Origin of the sequence: Pseudomonas sp. PDNC002, assembly GCF_016919445.1 — a bacterium.
Taxonomy (GTDB): domain Bacteria; phylum Pseudomonadota; class Gammaproteobacteria; order Pseudomonadales; family Pseudomonadaceae; genus Pseudomonas.
This window is the reverse complement of the sequence record NZ_CP070356.1, coordinates 2,093,815-2,117,041: the sequence shown is the minus strand read 5'-3', so window position 1 is coordinate 2,117,041 and position 23,227 is coordinate 2,093,815. Positions and strand designations below refer to the sequence as shown.

General features: G+C 66.2%; 20 protein-coding genes. 13 read left to right on the top strand and 7 right to left on the bottom strand.

Annotated features, from left to right (window positions below; translation table 11 throughout):
- Nucleotides 1-15: 15 nt before the first annotated feature.
- Complete coding sequence (locus tag JVX91_RS09860) at nt 16-213, bottom strand: cation transporter (RefSeq protein ID WP_205339059.1); 198 nt, start codon at nt 211-213, stop codon at nt 16-18.
- A gap of 154 nt (nt 214-367) precedes the next feature.
- Between JVX91_RS09860 and JVX91_RS09855 the strand changes: the two genes are divergently transcribed.
- The 3 genes from JVX91_RS09855 to cueR all read left to right on the top strand — a co-directional run bounded on the left by JVX91_RS09855 (nt 368) and on the right by cueR (nt 3,785).
- Complete coding sequence (locus JVX91_RS09855) at nt 368-829, top strand: hypothetical protein (RefSeq protein WP_205339058.1); 462 nt, start codon at nt 368-370, stop codon at nt 827-829.
- 102 nt (nt 830-931) lie between these two features.
- Nucleotides 932-3,337, top strand: coding sequence for a heavy metal translocating P-type ATPase (locus JVX91_RS09850; RefSeq protein WP_205339057.1), 2,406 nt, complete (start codon nt 932-934; stop codon nt 3,335-3,337).
- A 46-nt stretch (nt 3,338-3,383) separates the two neighbouring features.
- Nucleotides 3,384-3,785, top strand: a complete 402-nt coding sequence (gene cueR, locus JVX91_RS09845) for a Cu(I)-responsive transcriptional regulator (protein WP_024763041.1) — start codon at nt 3,384-3,386, stop codon at nt 3,783-3,785.
- 20 nt (nt 3,786-3,805) lie between these two features.
- On the opposite strand, the gene JVX91_RS09840 is transcribed toward cueR, so the two are convergent.
- The 5 genes from JVX91_RS09840 to JVX91_RS09820 all read right to left on the bottom strand — a co-directional run bounded on the left by JVX91_RS09840 (nt 3,806) and on the right by JVX91_RS09820 (nt 10,097).
- Nucleotides 3,806-4,696: an EamA family transporter gene (locus tag JVX91_RS09840; RefSeq protein ID WP_205339056.1), complete on the bottom strand. Its 891-nt coding sequence runs from the start codon at nt 4,694-4,696 to the stop codon at nt 3,806-3,808.
- 214 nt (nt 4,697-4,910) lie between these two features.
- Nucleotides 4,911-5,411, bottom strand: a complete 501-nt coding sequence (locus JVX91_RS09835) for a nucleotidyltransferase family protein (RefSeq protein ID WP_205339972.1) — start codon at nt 5,409-5,411, stop codon at nt 4,911-4,913.
- Nucleotides 5,412-5,467: 56 nt separating this feature from the next.
- A complete protein-coding gene (locus tag JVX91_RS09830) occupies nt 5,468-6,364 on the bottom strand; it encodes a PA4780 family RIO1-like protein kinase (RefSeq protein ID WP_205339055.1) in 897 nt (298 codons plus the stop codon).
- A gap of 72 nt (nt 6,365-6,436) precedes the next feature.
- Complete coding sequence (locus tag JVX91_RS09825) at nt 6,437-7,618, bottom strand: two-component system response regulator (RefSeq protein ID WP_205339054.1); 1,182 nt, start codon at nt 7,616-7,618, stop codon at nt 6,437-6,439.
- 124 nt (nt 7,619-7,742) lie between these two features.
- Nucleotides 7,743-10,097 carry a transporter substrate-binding domain-containing protein gene (locus tag JVX91_RS09820; protein WP_205339053.1) on the bottom strand — a complete coding sequence of 785 codons (2,355 nt, stop codon included), beginning with the start codon at nt 10,095-10,097 and terminating at the stop codon, nt 7,743-7,745.
- A gap of 134 nt (nt 10,098-10,231) precedes the next feature.
- On the opposite strand from JVX91_RS09820, the gene ada reads away from it, so the two are divergent.
- From ada to JVX91_RS09770, 10 genes are all read left to right on the top strand, one after another.
- Nucleotides 10,232-11,293, top strand: a complete 1,062-nt coding sequence (ada, locus tag JVX91_RS09815) for a bifunctional DNA-binding transcriptional regulator/O6-methylguanine-DNA methyltransferase Ada (protein ID WP_205339052.1) — start codon at nt 10,232-10,234, stop codon at nt 11,291-11,293.
- A 70-nt stretch (nt 11,294-11,363) separates the two neighbouring features.
- Nucleotides 11,364-11,978, top strand: coding sequence for a phosphatase PAP2 family protein (locus JVX91_RS09810; protein WP_205339051.1), 615 nt, complete (start codon nt 11,364-11,366; stop codon nt 11,976-11,978).
- A gap of 239 nt (nt 11,979-12,217) precedes the next feature.
- Nucleotides 12,218-13,126 (top strand): glutamate/aspartate ABC transporter substrate-binding protein, encoded by a 909-nt coding sequence (locus JVX91_RS09805; protein ID WP_205339050.1) that lies wholly within the window; start codon nt 12,218-12,220, stop codon nt 13,124-13,126.
- Between the two features lie 194 nt (nt 13,127-13,320).
- Complete coding sequence (locus tag JVX91_RS09800; RefSeq protein ID WP_205339049.1) at nt 13,321-14,067, top strand: amino acid ABC transporter permease; 747 nt, start codon at nt 13,321-13,323, stop codon at nt 14,065-14,067.
- Nucleotides 14,064-14,732: an ABC transporter permease subunit gene (locus tag JVX91_RS09795; RefSeq protein ID WP_205339048.1), complete on the top strand. Its 669-nt coding sequence runs from the start codon at nt 14,064-14,066 to the stop codon at nt 14,730-14,732. The genes JVX91_RS09800 and JVX91_RS09795 overlap by 4 nt, the downstream gene beginning before the upstream one ends.
- Complete coding sequence (locus JVX91_RS09790; RefSeq protein WP_205339047.1) at nt 14,729-15,463, top strand: amino acid ABC transporter ATP-binding protein; 735 nt, start codon at nt 14,729-14,731, stop codon at nt 15,461-15,463. Before JVX91_RS09795 ends, JVX91_RS09790 begins: the two co-directional genes overlap by 4 nt.
- A gap of 85 nt (nt 15,464-15,548) precedes the next feature.
- Entirely contained in the window at nt 15,549-17,222 is a 1,674-nt protein-coding gene (gene ggt / locus JVX91_RS09785) for a gamma-glutamyltransferase (protein ID WP_205339046.1), read from the top strand.
- Nucleotides 17,223-17,302: 80 nt separating this feature from the next.
- Nucleotides 17,303-19,204, top strand: a complete 1,902-nt coding sequence (locus tag JVX91_RS09780) for an ATP-binding protein (RefSeq protein WP_205339971.1) — start codon at nt 17,303-17,305, stop codon at nt 19,202-19,204.
- The gene (locus JVX91_RS09775; RefSeq protein ID WP_205339045.1) at nt 19,201-20,535 is read left to right on the top strand and encodes a sigma-54 dependent transcriptional regulator; all 1,335 of its coding nucleotides are present in this window, start codon (nt 19,201-19,203) and stop codon (nt 20,533-20,535) included. The genes JVX91_RS09780 and JVX91_RS09775 overlap by 4 nt, the downstream gene beginning before the upstream one ends.
- A gap of 244 nt (nt 20,536-20,779) precedes the next feature.
- Nucleotides 20,780-21,229 carry a hypothetical protein gene (locus JVX91_RS09770; protein WP_205339044.1) on the top strand — a complete coding sequence of 150 codons (450 nt, stop codon included), beginning with the start codon at nt 20,780-20,782 and terminating at the stop codon, nt 21,227-21,229.
- 95 nt (nt 21,230-21,324) lie between these two features.
- Here JVX91_RS09770 and JVX91_RS09765 read toward each other — a convergent pair whose 3' ends face one another.
- On the bottom strand, nt 21,325-23,049 hold the full coding sequence (locus JVX91_RS09765) for a hypothetical protein (RefSeq protein WP_205339043.1): 1,725 nt from the start codon (nt 23,047-23,049) through the stop codon (nt 21,325-21,327).
- Nucleotides 23,050-23,227: the final 178 nt, after the last annotated feature.

The window sequence follows — 23,227 nt, the reverse complement described above, 5'->3', positions numbered from 1 at the left end:
GGAGGGGTTGAAGCCTCAGTCGGCTTCGGCTTCGTAGCCTTCCTCGCGGATCGCCGACAGAATGGCGGCATCGTCCAGGCGACTGGCAACGCGGACCTCGCCGCTGCCCAGGTCGACCTGCACGTCCGCCGCCGCGTCAAGTGCCTGTACCGCCTGAGTGATCGCCCGTACACAGTGACCGCAGCTCATGCCTTTGACATTGAAGGTATGCATGGAATGTCTCCTCGGTTGGGATGGATCGTTGGAAGCAGTGTCAACCTTGCCATCGTGGCAAGGTCAAGGCCCGCCCGGCGAACCTGCTTCGGACTTGTCCTGCGTCAGCCTCTCAGCCAAGCTGCGGAAACAGCCGACACATCGGAGAACGCCCATGCGCCGTTCCCTTCTGCCCATCGCCGCCCTGCTCGCCGCCCTGCCCCTTGCCGCGAGCGCCGATGGCATGCCCGACTCCACACCCCCTGCACCCTCATCGCCCAACTCGCCCACGCCGGCTTCCCCAGGCTCCTGGCCGGTGCCCGATGCGCAACCGGTGGCCTACGCCGTGCTGATCGTCAGCCGCGAGCGCGTGGATACCGGCACCGCCTGCGATATCGACCTCTACGTGCAGGACCAGAAAGTCTCGCGCCTGCAGCCCGAGGGGGAGATCGCCCTCAACCTGCCGCCAGGCGAAGTCTCCCTGCGCCTGCAAACCGCCAACTCAGGGCTCTGCCACGGCGGTATCGAACCGCTGCGCGCGCAATCGGTGCAACTGCACTCCGGTGAGGTGCGCAAATTCCGCATCGCCAACAGCGAGAGCGGCCTCTACCTGATGCCAGTGTCCAGCGGCAGCTGATCCCCGACGTGGCTTGACCTGCGGCAAGACGACAGCACAGGAGGCTTGACCTTGCCCTCGTGTCAAGGTTGATGCTGTCGGGGAACTTCAGGGAGATAGCCCATGAGCAGCGCCAACCCCATCGAACTCGACCTGCCCGTTTCCGGGATGACCTGCGCCAGCTGCGCCGGCCGGGTCGAGCGCGCCCTGCGCAAAGTACCCGGCGTGCAGGATGCCAGCGTCAATCTCGCCAGCGAACAGGCCCGCGTGCAACTTGCCGCGCCGTCCAACGGTGACACACTGCCGGCGCTGGTGGCCGCCGTCGAACAGGCCGGCTACCAGGTGCCCGCCCACAGCCTGGAACTGGCCATCGAGGGCATGACCTGCGCCAGCTGTGTCGGCCGCGTCGAACGCGCCTTGAGCAAGGTTCCCGGCGTGCGCTCGACCAGCGTCAACCTGGCCAGTGAGCGCGCCCACGTCGAACTCCTCGGCGCGGTGGATGCCGCAGCGCTGATCGCCGCCGTCGACAAGGCCGGCTACAAGGCCCGCCCCATCGAATCGGACCAGCCGACCGTCGACCCGGCCCTGGCTCGCCTGGCACGCGAACGCTGGTGGCTGGCCGCCGCCATCCTGCTGTCTCTGCCGCTGGTACTGCCGATGGCGGGCGACTGGTTCGGTCAGCACTGGATGCTCCCGGCCTGGGCGCAGTTCCTGCTCGCCACTCCCGTGCAATTCCTCATCGGTGCGCGCTTCTACGTTTCCGCCTACAAGGCCGTGCGCGCCCGTAGCGGCAACATGGACCTGCTGGTCGCCCTCGGCACCAGCGCCGGCTACGGCCTGAGCCTGTACCTCTGGTACGCCGCAGCTCCCGGGCAGATGCCGCACCTGTACTTCGAAGCCAGCGCCGTGGTCATCACCCTGATCCTGCTCGGCAAGTACCTGGAAAGCCGCGCCAAGCGCCAGACCGCCGCCGCTATCCGGGCGCTGGAAGCCCTGCGCCCCGAGCGCGCCACCCGTGTGCGTGATGGCGTGGAAGAAGACGTCGCCATCGCCGTATTGCGCCTGGGCGACGAAGTGCTGGTGCGCCCCGGCGAGCGCTTCCCGGTGGACGGCGAAGTCCTCGCCGGTCAAAGCCATGCCGATGAAGCCCTGATCACCGGCGAAAGCCTGCCGGTGCCCAAGGACGTCGGCGACCCGGTCACCGGCGGCGCCATCAACGGCGAAGGCGTGCTGCGCGTGAAGACCACCGCGCTGGGCGGCGAGACCGTGCTGGCGCGCATCATCCGCCTGGTAGAGGACGCACAAGCGGCCAAGGCACCGATCCAGAAGCTGGTGGACAAGGTCAGCAACGTCTTCGTCCCGGTGGTGATCGGTATCGCCCTGGTCACCCTGGTCGGCTGGCTGATCGCCGGCGCCGGCTGGGAACACTCGCTGATCAACGCCGTGGCCGTGCTGGTCATCGCCTGCCCCTGCGCCTTGGGCCTGGCTACGCCGACCGCGATCATGGCCGGCACCGGCGTGGCGGCCAAACACGGCATCCTGATCAAGGACGCCGAGGCACTGGAAGTCGCCCATGCCGTGACCGCCGTGGCCTTCGACAAGACCGGTACCCTTACCTCCGGCCAGCCGCGCATCACCAACCTCGCCGCCACCGAAGATGAAGCCCAAGCGCTGGCACTGGCCGGCGCCCTGCAACGCGGCAGCGAGCATCCACTGGCCAAGGCCGTGCTGGATGAATGCGCCGAGCGCGGGCTGAACCCGGCCGCCGCCGAAGCTACCCAGGCGCTTACCGGGCGAGGTATCCAGGGCCGCGTCGATGACCGCCTGCTCGCCCTGGGCAACCGGCGGATGCTCGATGAAGCACAGCTACAACCCGGTGCACTGGCCGATTCCGCCGTGCAATGGGAAGCCGAGGGCCGCACCCTGTCCTGGCTGATCGAGCGCGAACCGCAGGCCCGCGTGCTGGCCCTCTTCGCCTTCGGCGACAGCCTCAAGGAGGGTGCGAAAACCGCTATCGACGCCCTGCGTGAGCGCGGCATTGCCAGCCACCTGATCACCGGCGACAACCGTGGCAGCGCCAAGGTCGTCGCCGATGCCCTGGGCCTGGACGACGTGCACGCCGAAGTGCTGCCCGGCGACAAGGCGGACGTGGTCGGTGCGCTGCGCAAGGAAGGAAAAGTCGTGGCGATGGTTGGCGACGGCATCAACGACGCCCCGGCGCTGGCCGCAGCGGATGTCGGCATCGCCATGGGCGGCGGCACCGACGTGGCCATGCACGCCGCCGGCATCACCCTGATGCGCGGCGACCCGCGCCTGGTCCCGGCGGCGCTGGATATCTCCCGGCGTACCTACGCGAAGATCCGCCAGAACCTGTTCTGGGCCTTCATCTACAACCTGGTGGGCATCCCGCTGGCTGCCTTCGGCCTGCTCAACCCCATGGTCGCCGGCGCGGCGATGGCCGCCTCCAGCGTCAGCGTGGTGAGCAACGCCCTGCTGCTCAAGCGCTGGAAACCGCAGGATCACCAATGACACTCGCGCCCCGCTGCGGCGGGGCGTTCGTTCGAGAGGAAACAGCATGAATATCGGCGAAGCAGCGAAGAAGAGCGGCCTGACCGCGAAAATGATCCGCTACTACGAATCCACCGGCCTGCTCGCCCCCGCCGGCCGCAGCGCCAGCGGCTACCGCCACTACAGCGAGCAGGACCTGCACACCCTGGCCTTCATCCGCCGCTCGCGGGACTTCGGCTTCTCCCTGGAGGAAGTCGGCCAGTTGCTCGCCCTCTGGCAGGACCGCCAGCGCGCCAGCGCCGATGTGAAGGCCCTGGCCGCCCGGCACATCGACGAACTCAACCGCAAGATCGCCGAACTCAGCAGCCTGCGCGACACCCTGCAGGAACTCAGCGACCACTGCCAGGGCGACCACCGCCCGGACTGCCCGATCCTCAAGGACCTGGAGTCGGGGGCGTGCTGTCATTGATCTGTTGTTACAGGCTCTGATCAGCCTTGTGCGTTGGCCACTGCACGACGGCGCCAGATCGAGGCTGGCAGTACGGTCACGGCCAGGCCAACGAAGACCAGCACGCAGGCCATCCAGTCCTGGGTGGTGAGGTCTTCACCGAGGAACAGCCAGCCCGACAGCAGGCCGGACACCGGCACCGCCAGGGCGAAGGGTGTGACCTGGCTGGCCGGATAGCGGCGCAGCAGGAAGCTCCAAAGGCCGAAGCCCACGGTGGTGGCGAGGAAAGCGATGTAGAGCAGCGCGCCCATCCCGCTCAAGCTGATGTTGAGTACGGCGTGCTCGATGGCGTCGGGGCCTTCGAATATCCACGACAGCAGCAGTAGCGGCAGCGGCGGAATCAGGCTCACCCAGCTGATCAGACGCAGCATGTCGCTGGCGCCGGAACGCTTGGTGGCGATGTTGGAAAAGGCCCAGGCCAGGGCGGCGGCGATCACCAGCAGGAAGGCCACCAGGCTGTCACCCAGCGGACGCTCCAGGCCGATCAGCAGCAGACCGCCTGCGGCCAGCGCCAGGCCGATCAGCGCGCGCGGGCTGGGCCGCTCGCCGAGGAAGACGGCAGCGATCAGCACGGTGAAGAACACCTGGCTCTGCAACACCAGAGAAGACAGGCCCGCGGGCATACCGATGTGCATGCCGACGAACAGCAGGCCAAATTTGACCACACCCAGCAGTACGCCGATCTGCACGATCCGCCAGAACGGCGCTGGCAACGGGCCGCGCAGGAAGATCAGCGGCAGCGCGGCCAGGGCAAAGCGCAGGGCGCAGAACAGCAGCGGCGGGAAGTCATGCAGGCCGACCTTGATCACGACGAAGTTGACGCCCCAGATCAGCGTGACCAGCAGGGCAAGGAGAACATGGCGGAGGGGCATGACAGAGCGCTCGGGGTGGAATATAGGAAAATTAACAGTCCCCGCCTGAAATGTATGGATACAGTTGCGGCCTTACAGATTCCGAGAAGCCCTCAGTAGCCGGTATGAAGGACTTGTAGGAGCGGACCTTGTCCGCGAAATCCAGCACGTAGCGCCTCTCCCAACCGGCGAACGCCTGCTATCGTGGCTGACGCATCGCGGACAAGGTCCGCTCCTACAGGGCTTCGATGCGCAGCTTCGGCCAGCGCGCCGGCCAGTTCTTGGCGGCGAGGCGGGCACGGTAGATGTCCGGCTTGCGGCGGAAGTGCTCGGTAGGCCGAACACGTAGCGCCCAGAGGTCCTCGACACCTACAGGCGCCAGCAGCTCCAGGGATTCTCCACGCAGCCGCACAGCGACCACTGTGCAGACCTCAGGCCAATGGCACATTGCGTCGCCGCAATCCCGATAGGGCGAATCGCCGTTGCGCAGATGCATCCGCGCCTGGTTACGCACAGACCAGGGTACATCCGCGCAGACGCCCAGCAGCCGGCGCTCCCAGGCGTAATCTGCCTCGGGCTCCAGGCAGTCGGCAGAGAAATACAGCACATCGAGATCGCTGAGCGGCGTGGGTTCGCGGTAGCCATGCATGGCGTCCCACACCGCGTTGCGCACGAAACCGGCGGCGATCCAGGCGCCTTCCGGGCCGTGATCACGCACCATGCGCAGCAGGTGCATGCGTTCGGGTTGCCCGGCGATCAGTGCAAGAAGCTCCGACTCGCCGGGCAATTCACTCAGCCCTGCTCCCACGGCGGTGGTGGCGGTTCGTCGCGCTGTTGCGGGGCGTCCTGGGCGGCGCGGCCAGCCTCGCGACGCTCCTGCTCGCGCATGGCCTCGGCGATCTCTCGCAGCACGGAGTCCACGTCCGCCTCGTCTTCCGGATCATCGAAATGCCCGGTCAGCGGCGTATCGGGCTGCAGCTTGCCGTCTTCGTACAGGGCCCACATTTCCTTGGCGTAATGCGTGTACCGAAGCTCCGGCGCAAAACGGCCGAAGTAGGCGGCCATGTTGCCGACGTCGCGCTCCAGCATGCGGAAGGCGTGGTTATTGCCAGCGGCGTCCACGGCTTGCGGCAGATCGATGATCACCGGGCCATCCGGGCCGACCAGCACGTTGAACTCCGACAGGTCGCCGTGCACGAGGCCGGCGCAGAGCATCATGACGATCTGGCGGATGAGGAATTCGTGGAAATCACGGGCCAGCTCAGGCTCCATCACCACGTCGTTCAGGCGCGGCGCGGCATCGCCCTCTTCGTCGGCGACCATTTCCATGAGCAGCACACCGTCGAGGAAGTCGTACGGCTTGGGCACCCGGACTCCGGCGTTGGCCAGACGGAACAGCGCGGCCACCTCGGCGTTCTGCCAGGCGTCCTCCTGCTCCTTGCGGCCGTACTTGGTGCCCTTGGCCATGGCGCGCGCCTGGCGGCTGTTACGCACCTTGCGGCCTTCCTGGTATTCGGCGGCCTGGCGGAAGCTGCGCTTGTTCGCTTCCTTGTAGACCTTGGCGCAGCGCAGCTCGGCGCCGCAGCGCACTACATAGACCGCTGCTTCCTTGCCGCTCATCAGCGGGCGCAATACTTCGTCGATCAGGCCGTCTTCGATCAACGGCTCTAGGCGTTTCGGGGTCTTCATCGGGCTTCCTGGCGTACCTCTCTGGGGCGCTGCGCTCCTTATACGGCAATCGCCGACAACCGCCCAGAGCGATCAAGGCTCCGGCGGTGTCAGCTCGATACTTTCCGTGACGGCATCTTCCAGCCGCTGCAGCTCAAGACCGAGCGCTTCGTCACTGTCGGCATAGCGCTGGGCGATGCTGGCGAAACCTTCGGCGACCTCGCTGAAGGCCTCGACCACGCGCGGATCGAACTGGCTGCCGGCACCCGCCTTGATGCGCAACGCCGCTTCCTCCGGGCTCAGCGAGGAGCGATAGGCGTGGCGGCAGGTGAATTCGTCGTAACAGTCGATCAGCGACAGCATGCGCGCGCCCAGCGGAATGCGCTCACCGGACAGTCCCTCGGGAAAACCGCTGCCGTCCCAGTGCTCGTGGTGACTGTAGGCGATTTCCTTGGCGTAACGCAGAAACTCCGCTGGATATCCCAGCTTGCGCTCCGCCGCCGCCAGGGCGTCCCGGCCAACCGTGGTATGGCTCTCCAGCAACAGGCGGTCGGCTTCTTCCAGTTGGCCGGGGCTGTGCAGGATGCGGTCGGGCACCGCGACCTTGCCAATGTCGTGCAGTTGCGCCGAACGCACCAGCAGTTCGATGTTCTCCACCGACAGCTCGGCGGCGAACTCGCTGTGCAGCGCCAAGGTGCTGCCGAGCAGGCGCATGTAGTGCTCGATGCGCACCAGGTGGTTGCTGTGCGGGTTGTCGCGCAGGTCGCAGAGGGTCGCCATGGCTTCCAGGGTGGCGTCCTGGATGGCCTGCAGCTCGCGGGCGCGGCGACGCACTTCCAGCTCCAGGTATTCGCTCTTGTCGCGCAGGAAGTCGGAATTGGCCTTGAGGTTCAGGTGGGCGCGGATGCGCGCCAGCGTTACCGGCGGGCTGATCGGCTTGGTCAGGTAGTCGACGGCGCCCAGGTCCAGGCCCTTCTGCTCGTCGCTGGAACTGACCATTCCGGTGAGGAAGATCACGGGAATGTCGCGGGTCAGCGGATCGGCCTTGAGCTGGCGGCACACTTCGTAGCCGTCCATCTCCGGCATCATGATGTCGAGCAGCACCAGGTCCGGGCGCGGATCGCTCTGCACCAGGCGCAGCGCCTTGGCCCCGCTGGAGGCGACGCGGACCTGGTAGCGATCCATCAGCAGCTCGCTCATCAACATCAGGTTATCCGGCTGGTCATCCACTACCAGGATCAGTTCCTGCTCCGGCCGGTCCAGCATGCTATCCATCGCTCCCCCTCACCTCGGTCAGACTCGTCACATGGCATGCGTGATCGGACCACGGCCATGCCTGGGTGTTCCTCTGCGGCGATTGACCGCGCCGGCCCGTGCCAGACGCGGCCAGCACGCCGCCTCAAATGCGAATGTCGCGTTCCCTCGCGAGATTCACCAGACTTTCCAGGGCTCGTTCGAACTCGAAACGCCGTACGCTCGTGGCGATCCCCTCGTACCCCTCATTGAAGACGCTGCGCAGCAGGCTTGCACGTTCGCCGAGCAATCGCCCGGCGCGCGGATCGTCCGCCGCCAGCAGATGTGCGAGGCGCCGGCAAACCTGCTCGACCTCGGCGTCGGTGCCGCTCTCCAGCAGCGCCGGGGCGGCCGCCACGGCCGTCGGCAGCACAGGAACCGGCAGCGGCAGGTGGCTGATGCTCTGCAGGCTCAGCCCCGTCGAATCGTCCACCCGGCCAAACGGCAACCGTGCCCAGAACAGGCTGCCCTGGTTCGGTTCGCTTTCCACGCCGACGCTGCCGCCCATCGCCTCGGCCAGTCGTTTGCAGATCGCCAGGCCCAGGCCCGAACCACCGTAGCGGCGGGTAATCGAGCTGTCCGCCTGGCGGAACGATTCGAACAGGCGCTCCTGCTGCAGCTCGGAGATGCCGATGCCGGTATCGCGGAAGCCGAAATACAGCTGCAGGCTGTCTTCGTCCTCATCCTCCAGGCGGACGATCAGCACCACTTCTCCGCGCTCGGTGAACTTCAGCGCGTTATTGCCGAAGTTCATCAGGATCTGCCGCAGGCGCAGCGAGTCCCCCACGACCTGGGCGGGCACCCGCGAATCGATTTCGCAGCGCACCGCCAGGCCCTTGCTCGCCGCACGGATGTTGAACAGGTCGAACAGTTCGCCGAGCAGACGTTCGAGGTCGAAGTCGATGTGCTCGAACTCCAGCTTCCCGGCTTCGACCCGCGACAGGTCGAGGATGTCGCTGATCAGCTCCAGCAGGTACTGGCCCGAACCCTGGATCTTGCCGAGGTAATCCACCTGCTGCTGGTCGAGGGTGGTTTCCTGCAGCAGGTGGGCCAGGCCGATGATGATGTTGAGCGGAGTACGGATCTCGTGGCTCATGTTGGCGAGGAAGTCGCTCTTGAGCCGGGTCGCCTCCTCCGCCAGGTCGCGGGCCTGGGCCAGCGCCAGTTCGGTGGCCTTGCGCGCAGTGACATCGCGGCTCACGCCCACCAGGCCGAGCAGCCGGCCACGGTCGTCGTGGAAGGCACTGCGCAGGGTGTCGAACAGCACCCGCCGGCCATCCGGGTAGACCACCCAGCCCTCGCTGGCGTACGGCACATCGCCGGTCAGCGCCTGGCGGTCACGGTCCTGGCGGCCGGCGCCGGCTTCGCTGCTGAACATCTGCTGGTCGCTGCGCCCGACGATCTCCTCCGGCTTGCGCCCCAGGCAATCGGCGAATGCCTGGTTGACGCCGAGGTAGTGTCCTTGCGGGTCCTTGAACCAGATCGGATCGGGGATCGAGTTGATCAACGCCAGCAGGGTGCTGCGCTGGCGCCGCTCCTCCGCTTCGGCGCGGGCGCGCTCGGCTACCTGGATGGACAGGCGACGGTTCCAGACCAGCACGAAGGTCAGCAAGGCAAGGAAACCCACCACCCAGGGCCAGGCGATCTGCAGCAGGTTCATCCAGTCGAACACGTCCAGCGCAGGCAGCCAGCGCGCCTGGATGGTCTCTTCTTCGCTGCGGGTGATGTTGCCCAGCGCACGGTCCAGCAGCGGCACCAGCGGCAGCAGGTCCTTGCGTACGCCGAAGCGCACCTGGCTGTTGCCCAGGCCGCTGTCGCCGCGCACTTCCAGGTTCGACAGGCCGAGTTGCTCGATGAGGTAGCTGGAGGTGATCAGGTTGCCGACGTAGGCGTCCGCGCGACCGATGGAGACGGCCTTGAGCGCGCTGGAGGAGTCCTCGGTGATGACGAAGTCCACGCCGGGCACAGCCTTGGTGAGCAGCTCATGGACGGCGTAGTCCTGCTCCACCGCGACGCGGCGCCCGGACAAATCGTCGAGCACGCGGATCGTGCTGTCGCGGCGAGCGAAGATCAGGCTGCTGGTGGACAAGTAAGGCTTGCTGAAACTGAGGAATGCCTCCCGCTCGGGCGTGGAGGCCATCGATGGCAGCAGGTCGACCTCGCCGGCCTTTACCGCCGCCAGCACCTCTTCCCAGGTGTTGAACAGCACAGGCTGGACCTGCAGCCCCAGGCGCTCGGAAACCAGCTGCAGGTAGTCGGCGCTGATGCCGTGGAACTGATCGAACTCGTCGATCACCTCGAACGGCGGCCAGCCGGCGCGGAACAGCCCGACGCGCAACGGCTGGTGCGCGTCGACGATGGCGCGCTCCTCGTCGGACAACGCCAGGCTCGCCGCCCGGGCCTGGGCGCACAGCGCGACGAACAGCAGAAGACAGCACAGGCAGAATCGGCGCACGGGCATCAAGGTCTCTCTGGGAATACCTTGCAAGCGTAGCCGCTGCCGCCGCATGCGAGTTTGAAAACGCGATGCGGATTGCTGCGTCGGGTGGCGGGACGGAGAATCTCCCCAACGGCCCATTTCCCTGGAGAGCTGCCATGACGAATACCCGACTCGACCCGGAGCGCTGCTGGCAGGCGGTCTGCGAGCGCGACGCGCAGTACGAGGACCGTTTCGTCTTCAGCGTGCGCTCCACCGGCATCTATTGCCGGCCGAACTGCCCGGCGCGCCGGCCCTCGCGGGACAACGTGGCCTTCTACGCCGCCCCGGAAGCCGCCGAAGCCGCGGGCTTCCGCCCCTGCAAACGCTGTTCGCCGCGCGGCCAGAGCCCACGCGAGCAGCTCGACGCGCTGGTCGCTGCCGCCTGCGCGCTGCTCGATAAAGCCGAGAAGCCGCTGACGCTGGACGAGCTGGCCGGCCGTATCGGCCTGTCCGCCTCGCACCTGGCCCGCGCCTTCAAGGCGCGCACCGGCCTTACACCGCGCGCCTGGGCGGAATCCCGCCGCGAGCAACGCCTGGCCGCCGCCCTGCCGCAATCCCGCTCGGTGCTGGACGCCGCGCTGGAGGCCGGTTATTCCGGCACCCGCGCGCTCTATGAAAGCGCCGCGCCGCTGAGCCCGGCACAGCGCCGCCAGAAAGGCGCCGGCGAACGCCTGCGCTACGCCATCGCGCCCTGCCCGCTTGGCCAGGTGTTGCTGGCCGCCACGGACAAAGGTGTCTGTGCCCTGCTGTTCGCCGACGATGCCGGCGAACTGGAGCGCCAGCTGGCCGAACGCTTCACCGCCGCGGAGCGCAGTCGGGACGATGCCGGCCTGGGCGACTGGTTGCGCGAGGTGATCACGCAGCTGGAGGAGCCCGAACAGGCCGCACACCTGCCGCTGGACCTGCACGGAAGTGCCTTCCAGTTACGCGTCTGGCGCGCACTCACGCGCATTCCCAGCGGCGAGACGCGGCGCTACGGCGAACTGGCCGAGCAACTGGGTACCCATCCACGCGCCATCGCCCGCGCTTGCGCCAGCAACAACATCGGCCTGCTGGTGCCCTGCCACCGCGTAGTCGGCGGGTCCGGCGAAGGCGGCTATCGCTGGGGCCTGCCGAGAAAGCGCGAGCTGTTGCGCCGCGAGGAGCATGCCGCCGGTCAGGCCAGCGAAGTCGATTGAGCCTGGCCACGCACGGCGCCCAGAGGCGCCGTGCTATGTTTCCCCTCCTCCTCGCTCCCTGCCGAACCCCATGGATTTCTGGCCCATCATCACCCGCCTTGGCGACAGCTCCCTGCTGGCGCCGGCTGCCGTGTTCATCCTTGTCTGGCTGCTGTATCGCCGCGAGACCACGAAAGCCGGGCTATGGGTACTGACGTTCGGATTCTCGACCGCACTGGTGGTGAGTTCGAAACTGGCCTTCATGGGCTGGGGAATCGGAATTCCGAACCTCGACTTCACTGGCATCTCCGGCCACAGCATGATGGCCGGCGCCGTGCTGCCAACCCTGGCCGCACAGCTGTTCCCCTCACGCCGCCTCGGGCTGGTGGCAGCCGGGCTCGCTGCGCTGCTGGCCGTGCTGGTCGGGCTTTCGCGGCTGGCCATCGGCGTGCATTCGCCGGCAGAGGTGTATGCCGGGCTCACACTCGGGCTCGCCACCAGCGCCACCTTCCTCGCGGCCACGCGCGCCAGCCTGCCGAGTTTCCAGCCCGCCCTGCTGCTGGTGGTGCTCGCCCTGGGCCTGGGCCAGGCAGCCACCGGCGTACGCGCGCCGACGCACCACTTGCTGGAACGTATCGCCATCCACCTTGCCGATCGCCCTGTGCCCTTCCAGCGCGGCCAGTGGGCCGGACAGCCGGACGTTTGAAGCGCCACTTTCGTTCGGATTTCCGAACGAAGTTCTCGTAAAAATCCGGACAGCCGAACGAAGCTCGATGTCGCCCGCTCAAAGAATCTGAATTTAATCATTTAAATTCAATTACTTAGCAATTTACCCCAGCCTTGGCACGGAGCCTGCTCTGCTCCACCTCGAACATGCGACCGGCCTGGAGTGAGCCTCGTCGGCGCAGGACTGAATAACAAACACAACCAGTCGAGGTAGTCTCCATGCGTTTCGCACCCCGTGCGCTGGGCGTCGCCATTGTCGCGGCCCTGCTCGCCACCCCCGTCGTCGCCGAAGAACTGACCGGTACCCTGAAGAAGATCAAGGACTCCGGCACCGTGGTTCTCGGCCACCGTGACGCCTCCATCCCCTTCTCCTACCTCGGCAGCGACCCGCGCCAGCCGGAAGGTTACTCCCACGACCTGCAGATCAAGGTCGTCGAAGCCCTGAAGAAAGAGCTGAATCTTCCTGAGCTGAAGGTCCGCTACAACCTGGTCACCTCCCAGACTCGCATCCCGCTGGTGCAGAACGGCACCGTGGACATCGAGTGCGGCTCCACCACCAACAACCTCGAGCGCCAGAAGCAGGTCGACTTCTCCGTCGGCATCTTCGAGGTCGGCACCCGCCTGCTGACCAAGACCAGCTCCGGCATCAACGACTTCCCGGACCTGAAGGGCAAGAACGTGGTGACCACCGCCGGCACCACTTCCGAGCGCCTGCTCAAGCAGATGAACGCCGACCAGAAGATGGGCATGAACATCATCTCGGCCAAGGACCATGGCGAGTCCTTCCTGATGCTGGAGTCCGGCCGCGCCGTGGCCTTCATGATGGACGACGCGCTGCTCTACGGTGAAATGGCCAAGGCCAAGAAGCCGGACGACTGGCACGTGGTCGGCAAGCCGCAGTCCTTCGAGATCTACGCGTGCATGGTTCGCAAGGGCGACGCACCGTTCAAGAAGGTGGTCGACAAGGCCATCTCCGACACCTTCGCCTCGGGTGAGGTCAACAAGATCTACGACAAGTGGTTCATGCAGCCCATCCCGCCGAAGAACCTGAACCTCAACTTCCCGATGAGTGATGAGCTCAAGAAGCTGATCGCCAATCCGACCGACAAGTCTGCCGAGCAGATGTAACGGTCGCGCGCGGCTGCGCCCACAAGGCGCAGCCACGCGGGGGATCGGGAGCGCAAGCCATGCGCTCCCGGCCCGACTTCCACTCTGACGATGCCGGAACACCCGCTACCCGCGGGTGGCGGGCGGCCTTGCGCCCGCATCCGGCCCCGTACCGTACAAAGCCACCGTGCAAAGCAATCGAGGGGAAACCCGTCATGGATTACAACTGGGACTGGGGCGTGTTCTTCAAGTCCACCGGGATCGGCGACGAACGCTACCTGGACTGGTACATCACCGGCCTGGGCTGGACCATCGCCGTGTCGCTCGCGGCCTGGGTCATCGCCCTGGCGCTCGGCTCGCTGCTGGGCGTGATGCGCACCCTGCCCAATCGCTGGCTGTCGGGCATCGCCACCGCCTACGTGGAGCTGTTCCGCAACGTGCCGCTGCTGGTGCAGCTGTTCATCTGGTACTTCCTGGTGCCGGACTACCTGCCGCAGCCAATCCAGGACTGGTTCAAGCTGGGCATCGCCCCGGAAACCTCGGCCTTCATCAGCGTCGTCGTGTGCCTGGGCCTGTTCACCGCCGCGCGGGTCTGCGAGCAGGTGCGCACCGGCATCCAGGCGCTGCCCAAGGGCCAGCTCGCCGCCGCCAGCGCCGTGGGTTTCCGCCTGCCGTCGATCTACCGCCACGTGCTGCTGCCACAGGCCTTCCGGATCATCATTCCGCCGCTGACCTCGGAATTCCTCAACGTCTTCAAGAACTCCTCCGTGGCCTCGCTGATCGGCCTCATGGAGCTGCTGGCGCAGACCAAACAGACCGCCGAGTTCAGCGCCAACCTGTTCGAAGCCTTCACCCTGGCCACGCTGATCTACTTCACGCTGAACATGAGCCTGATGCTGACCATGCGCCTGATCGAGAAGAAGGTCGCCGTGCCGGGCCTGATTTCCGTGGGAGGTAAATGATGGACTTCAGCCAGATCGTTCCCGCCCTCCCCGGCCTCTGGGAAGGCATGCTCACCACCCTGCAACTGATGGTGCTGGGTGTCGTCGGCGGCGTCGTGCTGGGCACCATCCTGGCGCTGATGCGCCTGTCCAGCAACAAGCTGCTGTCGAACCTCGCCGGCTTCTACGTCAACTACTTCCGCTCGATCCCGCTGCTGCTGGTGATCACCTGGTTCTACTTCGCGGTGCCGTACATCCTGCGCTGGATCACCGGCGAGGACACCCCGGTGGGTGCGTTCACCTCGTGCCTGGTGGCCTTCATGATGTTCGAGGCGGCCTACTTCTGCGAGATCGTCCGCGCCGGCATCCAGGCCATCCCGAAGGGCCAGATGGGCGCCGCCTACGCGCTGGGCATGACCTACGGCCAGTGCATGCGCCTGATCATCCTGCCCCAGGCGTTCCGCAAGATGACTCCGCTGCTGCTGCAGCAGAGCATCATCCTGTTCCAGGACACCTCGCTGGTTTACAGCGTCGGCCTGATGGACTTCCTCAATGCCGCCCGCTCTCGCGGCGACATCATCGGCCAGCCCCATGAATTCCTGATCTTCGCCGGTCTCGTCTACTTCGTTATCAGCTTCTCCGCCTCGCTCGCGGTCAGGCTCCTGCAGAAAAGGTTAACCGTATGATCACCATCGATAACGTCAGCAAATGGTACGGCGACTTCCAGGTCCTCACCGACTGCAACACCAAGGTCGCCAAGGGTGAAGTGGTGGTGGTCTGCGGGCCGTCCGGCTCGGGCAAGTCGACCCTGATCAAGTGCGTCAACGCGCTGGAGCCCTTCCAGAAGGGCGACATCACCGTCGACGGCACCTCCATCGCCAACCCCAAGACCGACCTGCCCAAGCTTCGCTCGCGGGTCGGCATGGTGTTCCAGCACTTCGAGCTGTTCCCGCACCTGACCATCACCGAGAACCTCACCATCGCACAGCGCAAGGTGCTGGGGCGGAGCAAGGAAGAGGCGCTGGACAAGGGCCTGGCGCTGCTCGACCGCGTCGGCCTCAAGGCCCACGCGCACAAGCACCCCGGCCAGCTCTCCGGCGGCCAGCAGCAGCGCGTGGCGATCGCCCGCGCGCTGGCCATGGACCCGATCGTCATGCTGTTCGACGAACCGACGTCGGCACTCGACCCGGAGATGGTCAACGAGGTGCTCGACGTGATGGTCCAGCTCGCCCACGAAGGCATGACCATGATGTGCGTGACCCACGAGATGGGCTTCGCGCGCAAGGTCGCCGACCGGGTGATCTTCATGGACCGCGGGCAGATCGTCGAAGACTGCCCGAAAGAGGAATTCTTCGGCGACCTGCAGAACCGCGCCGAACGCACCCAGCAGTTCCTCGCCAAGATCCTGCCGCACTGATCCACGTTAACCACTCCAACTGAACGCCCCGGTTCGCAGGGGCGTTCAACCTCACCGCAAGCACAAGAATAAATAAGGAAGTTCCATGCGCGTGTTCCACTTCAGCAAGCTGCCCCTGGGCGTCGCGATCCTCGCGGCGAGTTCGTCGGTCTTCGCCGTCACCCTCGACGGTGGCGCGGTTGCCGCGCCGGATCAGTACGGCGCGAAAGTCGCCGCCGAAATCCTCAAGAAGGGCGGCAACGCCGTCGATGCCGCGGTCGCCACCGCCTTCACCCTCGCGGTCACCTACCCCGAAGCCGGCAACATCGGCGGCGGCGGTTTCATGACCCTGTACGTCGACGGCAAGCCGTACTTCCTCGACTACCGCGAGATCGCCCCCAAGGCCGCGACCAAGACCATGTACCTGAACGAGAAAGGCGAGGTGATCGAGAACCTCAGCCTGGTCGGCGCCAAGGCCGCCGGCGTGCCGGGTACCGTGATGGGCCTGTGGGAAGCGCACAAGCGCTTCGGCAAGCTGAAGTGGAGCGAGCTGCTGACCCCGGCCATCGGCTACGCGCAGAGCGGCTTCAAGGTCGCCGACCAGCAGTACCAGTACCGCCAGGACGCCATCGCGCTGTTCAATGGCAAGACTAACTTCGGCGACTACTTCGGCACCATGAAGCCGGGCGAGACCTTCACGCAGCCCGAGCTGGCCAAGACCCTGGAGCGCATCGCCGACAAGGGCCCGGACGACTTCTACAAGGGCGAGACCGCCAAGCTGCTGGTCGCGCAGATGAAACAGGACGGCGGGCTGATCACCGCCGACGACCTGGTCGACTACAAGGCCCAGTGGCGCGAGCCGATGCGCATCGACTGGCAGGGCAACACCCTCTACACCGCGCCGCTGCCCAGCTCCGGCGGCATCGCCCTGGCCCAGCTGATCGGCATCAAGGAACAGCGCGCCGCCGACTTCAAGGGCGTGGAGCTGAACTCCGCCAAGTACATCCACCTGCTCTCGGAGATCGAGAAGCGCGTGTTCGCCGACCGTGCCGACTACCTGGGCGACCCGCAGTTCTCCAAGGTGCCGGTAGCCCAGCTGACCGACCCGAAATACATCGCCAAGCGCGCCAAGGAAGTGAACCCGGACGCCATCTCGGAAACCGAGAAAGTCCGCCCGGGCCTGGAGCCGCACCAGACCACGCACTTCTCCATCGTCGACAAGGACGGCAATGCCGTCAGCAACACCTACACCCTCAACTGGGACTTCGGTAGCGGCGTGGTGGTCAAGGGCGCCGGCTTCCTGCTCAACGACGAGATGGATGACTTCAGCTCCAAGCCGGGCGTGGCCAACGCCTTCGGCGTAGTGGGCAGCGATGCCAACGCCATCGAGCCGGGCAAGCGCATGCTCTCCTCCATGAGCCCGAGCATCGTCACCCGCGACGGTCATGTCAGCCTGGTGCTGGGCACGCCCGGCGGCTCGCGGATCTTCACCTCGATCTTCCAGGTGCTGAACAACGTCTACGACTTCCACCTGCCCCTGGAGAAGGCCGTGGCCGCGCAGCGTGTGCATCACCAACTGCTGCCGAAAGACACCATCTATTACGACGCGTACGCACCGCTCACCGGCAAGGTCGCCGATGAGCTCAAAGCCATGGGCTACACCCTGGAAGACCAGGGCTGGAACATGGGTGACATCCAGGCCATCCGTGTGAACGGCAAGGTACTGGAAACCGCCTCCGATCCGCGCGGCCGCGGCGTCGGGATGGTGGTCAAACCCTAAGCCCCGGCAGACGCACCGTGTGGTACCCGAGCCAGTCCATCGCCGCCCCCCGGCGTTGGGCTGGCTCGGCCTCGGCGACTGTGCTGCAATGCGCTTCCAGCCCATTGCCGTCGCCGCTCACCGTGAAGCCACGCCTCGTGCGCAACTACCTGTTGCCCTTCCTGCTGCTCCTGCTCACCCTGGGCTTCGGCTACGGCGGCTACCTGATCAGCGAAGGCGCCGGCACCCGCAGCCTGATCGAATCCGGCGAACGCCAGCTGGAACTGCACGCCCGTGGCGTGGAAAGCGAGATCAGCCGCTACACCTACCTGCCCAGCCTGCTGGAGCTCGAAGGCAGCGTCAGCCGCCTGCTGGTGGACCCAACCCCACTGCACCGCGACCGCGTCAACCATTACCTGGAAGGCCTCAACCGCCGCGCCGGCAGCCGCGCCGTGTACCTGCTGGACACCTCCGGCCGCGTGCTGGCCACCAGCAACTGGCAGGACGCCGACAGCTACCTGGGTGAGGACCTCTCGTTCCGCGCCTATTTCCAGGAAGCCGTGCAAGGCCGTCCCGGACGCTTCTACGGCATCGGCAGCACCACCGGCGAGCCCGGCTACTACCTCGCCCACGGCCTGGTGCACGGCGGCAAGATCGTCGGCGTCGCCGTGGTGAAAGTGCGCATGGAATCCCTTGAAGAACGCTGGGAGAAAGCGCGTCTGCAAGCCTTCGTCAGCGACGAGAACGGCATCATCATCCTCTCCAGCGACCCGACCCTGCGCCTGAAAGCCGTGCGCCCGCTCAGCGATGCGGACAAGGAGCGCCTGGCTCGCAGCCTGCAGTACTACTGGTGGGCGCTCAATGAATGGCAGCCGCTGGCGCGTCGCTCCCTCGGCGACGGCGTCGAGGAAATCAGCTTCCCGCCGCCGGCCGGCGAGGGCCATGGGGACAGCCACAAGCCGCTGAGCTACCTGATGCAGACCCGCGGCCTGAGCGACACGCCCTGGCACTTCACCCTGCTCACCCCACTGGCGGACCTGCGCCGCGAAGCGATGATCCACGGCATGCTCGCCGCCGCCGGCTTCGCCCTGTTCGCCTTCCTGCTGATCGCCTGGAACGAGCGGCGCAAGGTCATCGCCACCCGCCTCGCCGCCCGTGAGGCGCTGGAGCAGGCCAACAACGCCCTGGAACGCCGCATCGCCGACCGCACCGCCGACCTGCGCGCCAGCAACCAGCACCTGCGCGAGCAGATCCGCGAACGCCGGCAGGCCGAGGACACCCTGCGCAAGGCCCAGGACCGACTCGTGCAGGCCGGCAAGCTGGCGGTGATCGGGCAGATGTCCACCAGCATCGCCCACGAACTCAACCAGCCGCTGGCAGCACTGCGCACCCTGTCGAGCAACAGCGTGCGCTTCCTCGAACGCGGCAAGCTGGACGTTGCCAGCAGCAACCTCGAAGCCATCGCCGAGATGGTCGACCGCATGGGCCGCATCACCGCCAGCCTGCGCGCCTTTGCCCGGCGAGCCGACGACCACGGCCAGGCGACCTTGAGCAAGGCGGTGGATGCCGCCGTGATGGTGTTGCAGGGGCGGCTTTCGGAAGTGCCGGTGACCCTGCACCGCGACTACCCCGATGCGCACCTGGCCATCGACCAGACGCGCCTGGAACAGATACTGGTCAACCTGATCGCCAACGCGCTGGACGCCATGAGCGGCCAGAGCGACCGCCAGCTCTGGCTGGAAGGCCGTAGCGAAGGCGACGGCCACTATCGTCTGGTGGTCCGCGACAACGGCCCCGGCATCCCGCCGGACGCCCGCGTGCACCTGTTCGAGCCCTTCTTCACCACCAAGCCCGGCGAACTCGGCCTGGGCCTGGGCCTGACTCTTTCCGCCAGCCTCGCCACCGCCGCCGGCGGTTCCCTGGGCGTGGCCTACCCGGAAACCGGCGGCACCGCGTTCGAGCTGAACCTGCCGCTGCTGCCCGCCCTGGAGACACCCGCATGAGCGATCCATCCCTGCGCGTCCTGATCGTCGAGGACGACCCGCATGTACGGCTCGGCTGCCAGCAGGCGCTGGCCCTGGAAGACATCGAGACCGACAGCGTGGGCAGCGCCGAGGAAGCACTGAAGAAGGTCGGTGCGGACTTCCCCGGCATCGTCGTCAGCGACATCCGCATGCCCGGCATGGACGGCCTGCAACTGCTGGAAAAGCTCAAGGAGCGCGACCCCAGCCTGCCGGTGGTGCTGATCACCGGTCACGGCGACATCGCCATGGCGGTCAAGGCCATGCGCGACGGCGCCTATGACTTCATGGAGAAGCCCTTCTCCCCCGAGAAGCTGGTCGACACCGCGCGCCGCGCCCTCGCCCAGCGCGCACTGACCCGCGAAGTCAGCCAACTGCGCCGCCAGCTCGCCGGCAAGCAGGCCCTGGAAAGCCGGTTAATCGGTCGCTCGCCGGCCATGCAGGCGCTGCGCGAGCTGATCGCCAATGTCGCCGACACGTCCGCCAACGTACTCATCGAGGGCGAGACCGGCACCGGCAAGGAACTGGTCGCGCGCTGCCTGCACGACTACAGCCGGCGCCAGGCCAAGCCCTTCGTCGCGCTCAACTGCGGCGGCCTGCCGGAAAGCCTGATCGACAGCGAAATCTTCGGCCACGAGGCCCACGCCTTCACCGGCGCCGGCAAGCGTCGGATCGGCAAGATCGAACACGCCGACGGCGGCAGCCTGTTCCTCGACGAGATCGAGAGCATGCCGCTGAACCTGCAGATCAAACTGCTGCGCGTACTGCAGGAACAGCAGCTGGAACGCCTGGGTTCCAACGAACTGATCCGCGTGGACTGCCGGGTGATCGCCGCGACCAAGTCCGACCTCGCCGCCATGGGCCGCGAAGGGACTTTCCGCAGCGACCTCTACTACCGCCTCAACGTCATCACCCTGAACCTGCCACCGCTGCGCGAACGCCGCGAAGACATCCTGATGCTCTTCGAGCACTTCCTGCAGCAGTCCTCGCTGCGCTTCGACCGCCCGGCGCCGGACATCGACAATGCCACCGCCGCCACCCTGATGGCCCACGACTGGCCGGGCAACGTGCGCGAGTTGCGCAACGTCGCCGAGCGTTTCGCCCTCGGCCTCCCGGTGCTGGCCGGCGGCAACCTTGGCCCGGACGCCGGCGAGCCGCGTTTCGCCGAGGCCGTGGAAGCCTTCGAGAAGAGCCTGCTGTCCACCGCCTTGGAGCGCCATGCCGGCAACCTCAGCCAGGCCGCCCACGCCCTGGGCATGGCCAAGACCACGCTGTTCGACAAGGTGAAGAAGTACGGCCTGAAGGGCGAGTGAATGACGCGATTGGCTTCCCCGTAGGAGCGGACCTTGTCCGCGATCCGGCCGTATGGCCGGCCTGATTGCGTTTTCGCGGACAAGGTCCGCTCCTACAGGGAAATCCTGCGCAAGACCTCAGCCGGCTCGCGCAACAGCCGCTTATACAAAGGGTGGCCGTGCGCGGCGGAGCGTCCCATTGATCTGGGCCGCCCGCTCCCGGACACTACCCATCTTTGAACCGGCCGCACGAGCGGGAGCCATCATGTCCACCCAAGCCGAAACCCTCTGGAACCAGCTCTGCGCCGACGCCGGCGTCGACCCGCAGCAGCGCATGGCCGCGCGCCGCGCCATTCTCGCCGACAGCAGCGCGCTGGACGCCACCGTCTACCGCCCGGACGACAACGACCCGGACGCCGAAGAACTGGACATGGGCGACGCCAAGGTCCTCTTCCTCGGTCCCTTCGAGGCGCCCGTCGAATGGGATGCCGCCGAGCGCGAGGACTTCTTCGACGACGCCGACCCGGCGCTGTTCTTCAGCGTCCGTATCGAGTGCGAAGCCGAACCGGGCAGCTCGGGTTTCTTCGTCCCGGAAGTGGGCGACTACCTGGCGGTGATGGACGGCGGCAAGATCCAGATGTACTTCCTGCACGACTGGCGCGAAGACGAAGACGGCTGCACCTGCGTGCTGATCCGCGACGATATCCAGCTCTAGCGCTTTCCCGCCGCTTGCCCAGGCAGGCATAAAAAAGCCCGCTCACGTAGCGGGCTGAAGATTGCGCGGCGTCGGGAACGCCGCGCAATTGAAGGTCAACGGGTAGCGGACAGGTCGCCCCGCTTCATCTTGCTGGTATCCAGGTGCAGCAGGCCGAACGCGGTGCCGTAGAAGATGTTGCCCAGCGTATCGACCTTGATCGGCGCGTACATCCCGTTGTAGATCGGATCGCTGCCTTCGCGGATGGACAACACGGTCTTGCCGGTGTCGAGGTCCATGCCGATGTGATAGCGATCGTTCCAGGACTTGCTGAAGTAACCGTCGATCAGCGCCATGCGGCCCTCGCCGGAAATCATCGGTACGACCGAGATCGACGAGACGTCATTGCGGCCCCACAGTTGCTTCCACTCATGGGTCTGGCTGTTCCAGCGGAAGCTCGCTGCGCCCAGCGGCCCCGGGCGCGTCGCGCCGAGCAGGGTGCTGACGTAGTAGGGGCTCGGGTCCAGGGTCTTCTCATCGGCGCTGCGGATGTTGTTCACCACGAAGGCGTAATCGCCGTACACGGCCACTGACTGTTCCGACTGCACCGTATCGGTACCGGGGATCTCCACTTTGTGCTGATCAACGATGCGTGGGCTGGCGGTGCCCGGCTTCTGCTTCCAGCCGGCGGGAATCTCGTCGCGCCAGAAGGCGACCATGCTCATGTTCTTCGCGCCGTCGGTGATCACCACCAGCTTGTCTTCATCGGGCCCGAAGCCCATCAGCGTCGGCGTGGCGCCGGTGCCATCGGCCAGCTTCGGCGCCGGCATGCGGATGCCGCGCTCGTACCCGGCCTTCCAGGCGCCGCTGGCTTCGTCGTCGTGGATCTTGCCATCCTTGTCCACCACCAGTCGGTACATGGTGGTGTTCGAGGCGACATAGATGGCGCCACCGTTCGCTTCCGGGCCAGTGGCGAAACTGTTGAGGAACAGTTCGTCGTTGCCGGCGACGGTGTAGCTGTCGATCACCTCCAGCGAGTCGCGGTTGAGCGTGATGATCTTGCCGCCAAGCGTGTTGACCACGACGAAACCGTTGTAGCTCATGCTCATGCCGAACAGCATGTCACCGGGGAAGCGGGTACCGCGCTTGACCTTCTCGTTGTCGAACAGGCCTACCGGAATCGCGCTGACCTTGCCCAGCTTCATCGCCGAGTTGGCCCGCTTGGGGTCGGCCTGGTCGATGCGGAATATCTGCCTGCCATTGCAGCCGACGAAGGCGTCTTCGCGGGTCAGCAGCGCATAGACAGAGCCGTTGAGCGCCTGGTCCGAGGCAGCGGTGAGCATGCGGTTCGGCTGCGCCTTCATGTAGTCGAGCAGGCCCTTCTCGTCCTTCGCATCAAGGAACTTCTGCACCGCCCTGGACTGCTCGACGCGCTGCTGGGCAGTAACGGGCGTGTAGTTGGGCAGCTTGACCGGAATATCGGCACGCGCCAGCTCAGTGAGCTTGCCGCCCTCCAGGCTGACCTTGCGCAACGCAAAGCCCGACCACCAGAAATACACCGGCTTGCCGTCCACTGTGTCGGAGAAGATCGGCAGGCCCACGCCTTCGCCGGGCAGGAACTGCACCGACTCGGGAGTGACGTCGTAGGCACCACGGGCCACCGGGAATCCGACGCTGTCGGTGGCGCCATCGTTCCAGTGCGTCTGGTTGTTGTAGGACTGGGCGAGGTACGGATTCTGCGCCGGCCACGCCGGTTCTACGGCGTGGGCCAGTCCACCGCACAGGGCGAGCGCAATGGACAACGGAAGCAAGCGAAGCGAAGAGGTGGAACGAGGGGACATCGGCAGACTCCAGCAGGTTGAAGGCACCGCGAATGGCACAGGGGAAGCGAGTGACGAGCGCCGGGCGGCGTTGAGGGTCGTCGTCACCGTAAGGGGATCACTCGGCAGCGGAGACCCCCCGAATCAGGGAGTGGAGTGCGCGCGTTCATCGCCAAGCATGCGTACGACGAATCGCACG

Excerpts from the sequence above, each read along its gene's own strand:
- JVX91_RS09860 (WP_205339059.1), bottom strand. The coding sequence starts at position 213 with ATGCATACCTTCAATGTCAAAGGCATGAGCTGCGGTCACTGTGTACGG.
- JVX91_RS09855 (WP_205339058.1), top strand. The coding sequence starts at position 368 with ATGCGCCGTTCCCTTCTGCCCATCGCCGCCCTGCTCGCCGCCCTGCCC.
- JVX91_RS09850 (WP_205339057.1), top strand. The coding sequence starts at position 932 with ATGAGCAGCGCCAACCCCATCGAACTCGACCTGCCCGTTTCCGGGATG.
- cueR (WP_024763041.1), top strand. The coding sequence starts at position 3,384 with ATGAATATCGGCGAAGCAGCGAAGAAGAGCGGCCTGACCGCGAAAATG.
- JVX91_RS09840 (WP_205339056.1), bottom strand. The coding sequence starts at position 4,696 with ATGCCCCTCCGCCATGTTCTCCTTGCCCTGCTGGTCACGCTGATCTGG.
- JVX91_RS09835 (WP_205339972.1), bottom strand. The coding sequence starts at position 5,411 with ATGCACCTGCTGCGCATGGTGCGTGATCACGGCCCGGAAGGCGCCTGG.
- JVX91_RS09830 (WP_205339055.1), bottom strand. The coding sequence starts at position 6,364 with ATGAAGACCCCGAAACGCCTAGAGCCGTTGATCGAAGACGGCCTGATC.
- JVX91_RS09825 (WP_205339054.1), bottom strand. The coding sequence starts at position 7,618 with ATGGATAGCATGCTGGACCGGCCGGAGCAGGAACTGATCCTGGTAGTG.
- JVX91_RS09820 (WP_205339053.1), bottom strand. The coding sequence starts at position 10,097 with ATGCCCGTGCGCCGATTCTGCCTGTGCTGTCTTCTGCTGTTCGTCGCG.
- ada (WP_205339052.1), top strand. The coding sequence starts at position 10,232 with ATGACGAATACCCGACTCGACCCGGAGCGCTGCTGGCAGGCGGTCTGC.
- JVX91_RS09810 (WP_205339051.1), top strand. The coding sequence starts at position 11,364 with ATGGATTTCTGGCCCATCATCACCCGCCTTGGCGACAGCTCCCTGCTG.
- JVX91_RS09805 (WP_205339050.1), top strand. The coding sequence starts at position 12,218 with ATGCGTTTCGCACCCCGTGCGCTGGGCGTCGCCATTGTCGCGGCCCTG.
- JVX91_RS09800 (WP_205339049.1), top strand. The coding sequence starts at position 13,321 with ATGGATTACAACTGGGACTGGGGCGTGTTCTTCAAGTCCACCGGGATC.
- JVX91_RS09795 (WP_205339048.1), top strand. The coding sequence starts at position 14,064 with ATGATGGACTTCAGCCAGATCGTTCCCGCCCTCCCCGGCCTCTGGGAA.
- JVX91_RS09790 (WP_205339047.1), top strand. The coding sequence starts at position 14,729 with ATGATCACCATCGATAACGTCAGCAAATGGTACGGCGACTTCCAGGTC.
- ggt (WP_205339046.1), top strand. The coding sequence starts at position 15,549 with ATGCGCGTGTTCCACTTCAGCAAGCTGCCCCTGGGCGTCGCGATCCTC.
- JVX91_RS09775 (WP_205339045.1), top strand. The coding sequence starts at position 19,201 with ATGAGCGATCCATCCCTGCGCGTCCTGATCGTCGAGGACGACCCGCAT.
- JVX91_RS09770 (WP_205339044.1), top strand. The coding sequence starts at position 20,780 with ATGTCCACCCAAGCCGAAACCCTCTGGAACCAGCTCTGCGCCGACGCC.
- JVX91_RS09765 (WP_205339043.1), bottom strand. The coding sequence starts at position 23,049 with ATGTCCCCTCGTTCCACCTCTTCGCTTCGCTTGCTTCCGTTGTCCATT.